The sequence below is a fragment of the Aquimarina rubra genome (assembly GCF_042684305.1).
In the GTDB taxonomy this organism is placed as follows: Bacteria; Bacteroidota; Bacteroidia; order Flavobacteriales; family Flavobacteriaceae; genus Aquimarina; species Aquimarina rubra.
Window position 1 is genome coordinate 1 of record NZ_JBHULE010000012.1, and the last position, 6,092, is coordinate 6,092.

General features: G+C 31.1%; 6 protein-coding genes. All 6 read left to right on the plus strand.

Annotated features, from left to right (window positions below; genetic code table 11):
* The first annotated feature begins 143 nt into the window (after positions 1-143).
* Positions 144-1,475 carry a tetratricopeptide repeat protein gene (locus ACFSR1_RS08075; protein WP_378291393.1) on the plus strand — a complete coding sequence of 444 codons (1,332 nt, stop codon included), beginning with the start codon at positions 144-146 and terminating at the stop codon, positions 1,473-1,475.
* A 78-nt stretch (positions 1,476-1,553) separates the two neighbouring features.
* Positions 1,554-2,381: a hypothetical protein gene (locus ACFSR1_RS08080; RefSeq protein ID WP_378291394.1), complete on the plus strand. Its 828-nt coding sequence runs from the start codon at positions 1,554-1,556 to the stop codon at positions 2,379-2,381.
* A gap of 80 nt (positions 2,382-2,461) precedes the next feature.
* Positions 2,462-3,058 carry an FEKKY domain-containing protein gene (locus tag ACFSR1_RS08085; protein WP_378291396.1) on the plus strand — a complete coding sequence of 199 codons (597 nt, stop codon included), beginning with the start codon at positions 2,462-2,464 and terminating at the stop codon, positions 3,056-3,058.
* A gap of 665 nt (positions 3,059-3,723) precedes the next feature.
* Positions 3,724-4,338 (plus strand): hypothetical protein, encoded by a 615-nt coding sequence (locus ACFSR1_RS08090; protein ID WP_378291398.1) that lies wholly within the window; start codon positions 3,724-3,726, stop codon positions 4,336-4,338.
* A gap of 163 nt (positions 4,339-4,501) precedes the next feature.
* The gene (locus ACFSR1_RS08095) at positions 4,502-4,765 is read left to right on the plus strand and encodes a hypothetical protein (protein ID WP_378291400.1); all 264 of its coding nucleotides are present in this window, start codon (positions 4,502-4,504) and stop codon (positions 4,763-4,765) included.
* Positions 4,766-5,261: 496 nt separating this feature from the next.
* On the plus strand, positions 5,262-5,774 hold the full coding sequence (locus ACFSR1_RS08100; RefSeq protein ID WP_378291402.1) for a hypothetical protein: 513 nt from the start codon (positions 5,262-5,264) through the stop codon (positions 5,772-5,774).
* Positions 5,775-6,092 lie beyond the last annotated feature (318 nt).

Here is a 6,092-nt window from a genome sequence, read left to right on the forward strand (position 1 = left end):
TTTTACGAAAACTAAATTAAAAAGTATAAAGCACACAACACTGTGTATATTTCATTTGGCAAATAGTTTGTCTTCGCTATCGCTACGCAAACGATTATCACCAAACAAAACATACACTTAACGTTACCACCAATTACCCAAAAATGAAAAAACACATATTGTTTATATTACTTTCGACAATAGCTTTGAGTTGTAAAGCTCAAGTTAAGACTGAAAACAATAAAGAAAAAATTAAAAAAGCTCAGACTGAAATAACTCCTGCTCTTGAATATTTTTTATCAGATTGTTTAATAAATAAAGAATGTGACGAGTGTATAAATGAATTAGTTTCTAAAGCTACAGATGAGTACCAAAAATATCTGATTGGTGGAGCATTATACAATATTGATTCAAAAGTCTCATATGATTTACATAAGTCAGCTTATGAAAAATATCCAAATGAGTTAAATTTCAATTTAGAATATGCAATAGAAAGTCATAGAATTGGAGATTATAAAACGGCTATTAAACATTACGAGATTTATAAGCAGACAAAAGACACAGATTATAGAGTTGATGTTTGGTTAAGTGAATGCTATTTAAATATAGATAATTATTCAAAAGCAATTGAACATTGGAAGAAAGCAAATCATCCCAAAAATCATACTGGAATTGACAAAGCTATTTATATCATTCACGGACAAGTTGACCAAATTAAAAAACGATCAAATTTAATAACAAAAACTAAATCTAAAGATTCTAAAAGTGCATACGAGTTGATATTCCTAGATATGAATTGGGAATTAGATTGGTGGAATAACAATATCCAAGAGTATTTTTTAGAAAAAGATATAAATACAATTAAAAGTACTTTCGGTTCTGATAGTAAAGAGTACTTACAACTATCTGCTTACAACAAAATTAAACACCTATCTAAAAAATCAAGTCCTAAAGACTCTATTAAAACAGCATTCCTAAATTCGAAATTGATTCTTGATAATAACCAAATGCCAATTAATGGAAAAGTAGCTTCTGATTTACTAAGAATTTCATTTATCAATAGATTATTAGATGAAAAAGAGTTCTTTGAAAAGAGAGGACAAGAAATGATTGATTTAGCTGATAAATATAAGGATGAAGAGCTTTTAAATATTTATGCATACTTAGAATCAGTTGCCACTGGACACGTTTCTGAACAAACAGACAAAAAAGGATGGAACGAATACCAAAGTGAGAAATTTGCGATAAGCTATTTTATCGGATTAGCTGATAAAAACAAATATGATAACCCTGATTTGGAAAAAGCATTGATAGACTTTCCTTATTCTTCAAAAATTCATTGGGTAAAACTAAACTGCGCAAAAATTGAAGGAAAAGATATAAAATCTGATTTAATAGAGGTATTGAAAAAGGAATTCAAAACTTTAGGTTCTGATCAGAGTAAATATTCTTATGGACTCAAAAACTATTTTTACCTACTAGAAAACGAAATATAAAAAGGTGGTAACAATTTGTATATTGCATATGCCGCCTTCGGCAGGCAAACACAACATACAAGAAACGTTATGTAGCATATGAAAAAAATCGTAACATATATTTTAATTCTTGCTTTTACATTTGCCTGTTCTAATGAAAAAAAATCTGGCGATAAAGAGATAATTGTAAAGACCAATAGATCAGTTATTGTGGAAAAAAATTATGATCCTTTAGAATATGTTATGAACCCCTCCCCGTCTGATTCGCTTTGTCAATCTGATATTTTAAAAGCAAAATCTGACATACAAAACGGGAAACTAGTTTACGTACAAACAGCGGGAATGGGATTTGGATTTAAGAGATATGAGTTAGACTTAAAAAAACTATGTAAAGAGAAAGGACTTGAATATGATGTGGACTTGATTGGTTGTGTAGTAATGGAAGGACAAACTCAAGGATGCTATGGAGCATATATGGATAAAACTTTGATTGATAAATTCGGCTCAGACTTCAAAGACAAACTTGATAAAGAAGCCGATAGTCTATTCCTAGTTCGAATAATTAAAGAAAAAATTCCTGTCTTTTCGTGGGATTGTGATGAAAAACCAACCCCCATTCTAGGTGACAAGAAATATCTTGAAACTACATTAGATGTTCCAAATTTAGATTTAAAGAGAACTGAATTAGGTAGAACTTGGCCTGCGATTGATTTAAGTTTTATTATTGAGAGAAACGGTAAAATATCAAAGTTTTATAATAATAATTACATTGCCTACTTAGAACATAATGAAAAGTTTAAAAACCAACTTTATACTATTGCTGTCAACTATATAAAAGACAATTACCCTAATTGGGAGTCTGGAAAAATAAACGGTACGCCAGTTATAACTGACCATAATTTAAGAATAACATTTATTGGAAAATAAATAAGCTACATAACAATTTGTATATTGCATATGCCGCCTTCGGCAGGCAAACGCAACATACAAGAGACGTTGTACAACATATGACAAAAACTTTAACCATATTATTCTTATTTATCACTCTGTTTAGTATTGCTCAATCTGAAAAAGAAAATACTATTGAGATTAACGGAATAGTTTACTCATCTGTAAACAACAAACCATTATCTGATGTTATTGTTTCGTTTGATTCTAGATCTAGAGGAGCTTCAACAAATGAAAATGGAGAATTCAAATATGTTTATAATTTGAGATCAGGAGATCGTATCGAAAAGATTGAGACTATTGCGATGGGTTATAAACTATTAGATACCATAATAAATGTGAATAGTGGAAAAAATATTAACTTGAATATCATACTCAAACCGCATCTTGGAATTAACCGTCAACAAGCTCTTGATCATATAGAAATTGGAAAAATTAATTTATTATTATCTGGAGGAATAGCTCCGGTAGTCTATCAGTCCGACGAAAAATTCTCTAAAAAGTACAACCTAAACTTTGTGGAGTTTGGATGCGAAGCAGTTGCTGAGGAAAGTCTTTATGAATACAATAAAACCATTTTTGAATATCTTGACAAGAAGTACGGAAAAAAATGGCGCAAGGAAATACGGAAAGATATAATCGGATTAAAAAAATAAGTAAAATACGTTGTACAACAACATATATGTGCTCATAGCAGCTACGTGATCAATCGAATGGTTGTTGTATTTTTGGTTAGACGCAATGCTTGCAAAAAGTAAAAGTTAGCAACCAATGCGCAGAAAAATCGAAAAGCGAGGTAACAATTTGCCCTGCTACGACACATATATTAAACGTTAGGGCACATACTCAGAATCTGAAAAGCAAAACGCAATCTGAGCCTGTCAGCGGACGAGCCTCGATCGTTTGGCTTGAGAGTTTTTGCAGTGGTTTGTATCGGATCCAAAGTAAAAAAGCGATGAAAAAACCACTCAAAAGAAGTATTTCGGAGTAGTAACGTGCTGAAAAATCGCTTTTTTTTGGCTCATTACGATAATTTTGACGGAAAAAGGATTTGTGATTTTTTAGTTTGGTAAGTGATAAATCCAAAGGCAGCAAAGTGATCGCTGGAGATTATGAAAAATAATACGGAGCAATTCCTGCCAGAGGCAGGCAGGCGCAATCTGATATCACTTTACTGCGGCTTGTTTACTAAGTTCAGGCTTGGAAAAGTGGTACGTGCCATAACACTATATATGTGTTCATAGCAGTTAAGTGATGATTCGAAAAGTCTGTGTATTTTTACAGTGGCGCAATGCTTGCAGAAAGAAAAAGTTAGCAATCAATGCGAAGAAAAACAGAAGACAAGGGTAACTTTTTGCCCTGCTACGACACATATATTAAACGTTACCAGCAAGCAGTAAAAATGAATAATTCTCGAAAAATAATATTAACCTTTCTTTTACTCATTTCTCTATCATCAGAACTGAGTGCCTGTATATGTGGAATATTACGGTTATCTGACTTACAGAAATCTGAAATAAAAAATTCGGAATGTATATTTATTGGAGAAGTATTTGATATCAACAAACCAAACCAAACCTTTAAAGTAAGAGTTTCTGAATCGTTGGACGGAGGAGATATTTCAAATAATACTTATGTTGGGAAAAATTGGAAATCTTGCAGTCCGTATATTGACAAAAAAGGAAAATGGTTAATATATGGATCTACAGAAGATGGATTTTTAAGACTCAATATTTGTGGAATAAGTAGAAGTTTTGATTATCCTGTGGTATATCCTACTCCACCTCCTTTTCCTAAATTAAATGGAAAACCTAAAGACGAAATAGAACGTAAAACTGATTCTAAAAAGCGAAGATCAAAAGATATCGAAAAAGGAATGACTGAACTCAATGCGGAAATAGATGTCTTGCGCAAGTTAAGAGATAAAAAGAAGTAGCCAGCTGGTAACATTATATATGAAATCAGAGCAATTTAGTGCTAGATCAAAAGGTCTTTTCTTTTTTGCAGTGGCGCTAAATTTTTATAAGTTTAATAAGAAATAAAAATGCGCAGATAGATCAATTGGTTCAGGTATACTTGCCTTGCTCCGATTCATATATTTGGCGTTATCTAGTATTACAGAAATTACGAAAGTGAAATTTTTAAAAAGACTAATATCACCAAAAAAAAGTCAAGAAGAAATCCAATCGGAATGGAATGAGATTCTTGAAAAGGTTGCTAGTTCTTTGACAAATGACAAACTTAAATATCCAATAATTCTCTTATGTCACGTCCCTTGGGATTTTGAAGTGTTTCATAGTCCAACTGAATTAATCGGAGAATCTATTGGAGGACATTGGGGATTAAATGATTACTTTTCATAAGAAACAGATGAATTAGAAATAATTATTGATAGTTCAGGAAATACTTTTAAACTATCTCACGAACATTATCATAAAGAAACAAAAACTGGATTTTCTTACCCTTCAAAAATTGAGGGAAAAGAAACTCTAAATAATCTGAAGAAAAAAATCATAGAAGGAAGTAATTCTTTCGTTTCTGACGTTTATCCAGAACGAGAGAATGAAATAAAAGATAAATTAGTTGATTTTGATAATTTGAACTCAATACAAGAAGTGATAAATTATGTCGGAAAGTATATGCAATTCTGAAAAAAACACTAGATAACAACACCTATGCGATAATGCGGGTTGTGGTTTGATCGAAAGGTAAGTGCCTATTTGGTTTTTCGCCAAAGATTTAAATTTAGTATTTTAGAAAAAATAAAAACAAAATATAAACTTTGGCTAAGTTCTAGATTGAAAACCTGTAACTTTCTACTACCGCACTACGCATAGCTAAACGTTGTGTTTAATTAAAATGAACTTAGAACTAAAACAAAATATATGGAACTCTGATGAAAGTGGACTTGGATTCTATTGCGTGAATATTTTTGAATGTTCTGAGAAAAACCCTGTACTGAAAAAATTATTGAAAAATGAAATCCTGAAAGAAAAAGAGTTTGGTCCGATTAAAAGTATGAAGAAAGAATTGAAAGAACCGACAGACTACTACGGTTCTATTCTTCTGAATAAAATTGATGTATCAGATTTTAAAGCATTAGATTTCAATTCCTTGAATTTAGAACTTCAGGAATATTGGAAAGATGAAGATTGGGGAGAAGATTTGCCGATATTTAAAAAGAACTTTGACTTAGCTATTTCTAATTTGAACAAATTCGAATTATCAAATCGGAATTTTTATTATATCAATGCGGAGAAAATAGATTCTGATAAATTGACAGACCCAAACTTTTTTACATACTTAGTTTGTGTAATCTCAACCCAAATAGAGTCTAATAAAATAATAACTCTGACTTTTGGATTGGATTAAAAAACTAAACACAACACAATGTATGAAAACATAGCAGGTCTGTGATAAATCCAAAGGTTCTGTTTTTTCTGCTATAACCGCCAAATATTTAATTTGATTATATTTATCTGAAAACTAAACATAAAAATTAAAAATTGGCTCTGTGTAAAATCGAAAATCAGCGCATACTTGCGCTACGTTTCATACACGCGCCCGTTGTAAGCAATTTCCAAACCGCAACAGAAATTTCAATAAATTCCTCTGAAAACGGATAAAGGAAAATCAAAAATTAGAGAAATCTAAAAAAAACATTTCAAAATGAAATTATCAGGAAAATCA